General features: G+C 41.2%; 2 protein-coding genes and 2 pseudogenes. 2 read left to right on the top strand and 2 right to left on the bottom strand.

All coding sequences use genetic code 11. From position 1 onward, the window contains the following. Positions 1–81: 81 nt before the first annotated feature. A pseudogene (locus QUA90_RS30650) lies at positions 82–210 on the top strand (transposase); the annotation flags it as partial. Position 211: 1 nt separating this feature from the next. On the opposite strand, the pseudogene QUA90_RS30645 reads toward QUA90_RS30650, so the two are convergent. Both QUA90_RS30645 and QUA90_RS30285 read right to left on the bottom strand, forming a co-directional pair. Beyond that, positions 212–517 (bottom strand): annotated as a pseudogene (locus tag QUA90_RS30645) (transposase); the annotation flags it as partial. Between the two features lie 15 nt (positions 518–532). After that, positions 533–1,189: an IS630 family transposase gene (locus tag QUA90_RS30285; RefSeq protein ID WP_333332698.1), complete on the bottom strand. Its 657-nt coding sequence runs from the start codon at positions 1,187–1,189 to the stop codon at positions 533–535. A 699-nt stretch (positions 1,190–1,888) separates the two neighbouring features. Here QUA90_RS30285 and QUA90_RS30280 point away from each other — a divergent pair. Further along, a complete protein-coding gene (locus QUA90_RS30280; RefSeq protein WP_333064676.1) occupies positions 1,889–2,149 on the top strand; it encodes a hypothetical protein in 261 nt (86 codons plus the stop codon). Positions 2,150–2,369: the final 220 nt, after the last annotated feature.

Below are 2,369 nucleotides of genomic sequence, written 5' to 3'. Positions count from 1 at the left end.
GGGTGTGACGGGAACGTTAAATGCTTACCCTACTTACATTATAGCTTACTTATCTCTGATTTATTGTTTAAGTCCCGTTATAAGACTACGAGTGGTGTGGTTGAAGGCATCAACAATAAGCTCAAGTTGATTAAACGTTCTGCTTACGGATTTAGAAACTTTGAAAACTTTCGAGTTAGATGTTTGCTTACTTGGCAGTTTAATTGTTAGTTTAGCATACTAGATACTGAAGAACCAGTTTAGATAAACTAGAATAATTTTCCCAGTTGAGGTCTTTTTTTGTATGTGACCACAATCTTTCAATCGGATTCAATTCAGGACTATAGGCAGGTAAATATATTGGCATTATATGGTCATGCCAGTCTAATAAGAGAGCTTTATGAAAGCTACCATTATCCATTATAATTAGATTGAAAGAGTCTGAGTATTTTTGGGCAAATCCATTTAAAAACTCTTGAAAGCAGTTGTAATTAAGCTGAGAAAAATGTTGATAATATTGTTCACCTGCTGATGGCTCTACAACTCCATAAACCTAGAAATTTCCTCGTCTCCATTGCTTTTTTCCAATGGGTTTTACCCCCTTTAATGTAATCATTCTGCCCTGCATAGTAATCAATCCAAATCTACTCTCGTCCTGACACCATATCCTTACAGGATTGGATTTTCCGAAATATTTAATCATTACTTTGATGAGCTCACATAGTTTTTTTTTGAAGCTTGCCTGCACTTCTTCGTTCGCTTTGTTACTTTGGGGTCTTGGGATTTTCAGGTTAGCTTTCAATTTATAATGAACTAGGTCATGTACCACTTTATAGCTCACTTTAATTCCGCACTCTTTTTCGAGCCAGAGCTGTAATTTGCCATAACTTGTTTCTCCCTGTGGTTCTTGCAGTTTTTTGATTGATTTTTCTCTGACTTCCGGTGGTATATGTGGAGTATTCCCGGGAGCTGTTTTAACTGTGAGCAATGAGGTAATTCCACCTTGTTTGTAAGCTCTTAACCAACGATATATTGTTGAAGAGTCTCGCTTCAGCATCGTGGCTAATTCTTCTCTTGTTTTGATTTTTTTTGTGGCAATCCAGTATAATAGCAGTAATTTTTCTTTACTTACTGCGGTTATAGCCCGTTCGAGTCGATGCTCTAGTTCCTCAACCGTTTCCTGGATTTCTACCTTAAATTTGTTGGCCATATTGGAGAGCCTCTACTTTTAGCATAAATTTAGTGTACCTTCATAAGCTGTTACGCATCTAAATTGTATTTTTGGGCGGGCGGGACGCCCACCCCACAAGAATTTGCTCGAATTTGATTGTCAAATTTAGATGCGCCTCAGCTTAGTGAATTGGTATCAGTTTGCAACCCCTCCGAGAACAACAACCGAATCTCGGATTGAGTTAGTACCCGTGCTTGCCCGTGCCGGTCGATTTTCACGTGATCGCCCTAACGCTTTTCACAGATGTTCGCACGTTTTAGAGTGGTAAAAGCTGACGATTTCGGCAACCTTGCGGTGCAAAAATCAAATCGCTTGACACAGGTGAAAAGCGATGGCAGACAAGCACGCTCAACTCTGGCAAGGACTCAACGAAAGACAGCGGAAATACTTAAAAATTATGGCGTTGCTGAGTTAGAGTATGAAGAGGAGGAATAATTGGTGTTGCTTAATCAGGGTATGAAAAAAATAACTTGAAAATCCCGAAGTTTTGTAGATACTGGTTTCTCTGACTTGCATATTTAGCCCTTCATACCGTAAATCAGCAACGCCCTTTACCTTTCGCTTCAAATCAATTCTACAGTTTCACGCTTGCATCGCCCACTACCTCGGTCTATACCTGTGCTGACATAACGCATCTCAAGAGCTAATCTCAAAGTTAGTTCTTTACCGCAATTGCTCATGGGTAGCCAATCTACAGCCAAAACTATCTTTCTCCTCGCCTCTATGGTGGGCTGGCTTATCGTTGGTGCATCTTTGATGTATCTTTTTCCGGTCGTCGCAGATTGGTTAATATCCTCCGATCGCACCCATCTATGGATGCAGACCCTCAGCCGTAGCGGTTACAATCCTATGCTGGCTTGGGTAGGAGGAGGCATCACTCTGGTTATTACCGTGTCGGGGTATATCCTCTGGCATCAGAGGTTTGAAGGCAAGATTTAGAGCGATGGTCACAGATCGATTTTGGAGCGATCGAGTTCTGAATTCTTAGAAGTGTGGGAGGCCTTTGCGGTGAGGCGTAAAAAAAGCCTGCCCATACGACTATCAGAATTTTACAGGACTTACGCATGAACGCTATATGTAGCGTTTGGCTTAAGAGAGAAGGCTAAGCCTTTCGGACTGGATACAGCTTTAAAACCCACGCTCATCAACCCCAGGAAAT

The sequence above is a fragment of the Microcoleus sp. D3_18_C4 genome (genome assembly GCF_036702355.1).
Taxonomy (GTDB): Bacteria; Cyanobacteriota; Cyanobacteriia; order Cyanobacteriales; family Microcoleaceae; genus Microcoleus.
Note: the sequence above shows the minus strand (reverse complement) of the source record. Positions and strands in the feature narration are given on the sequence as shown.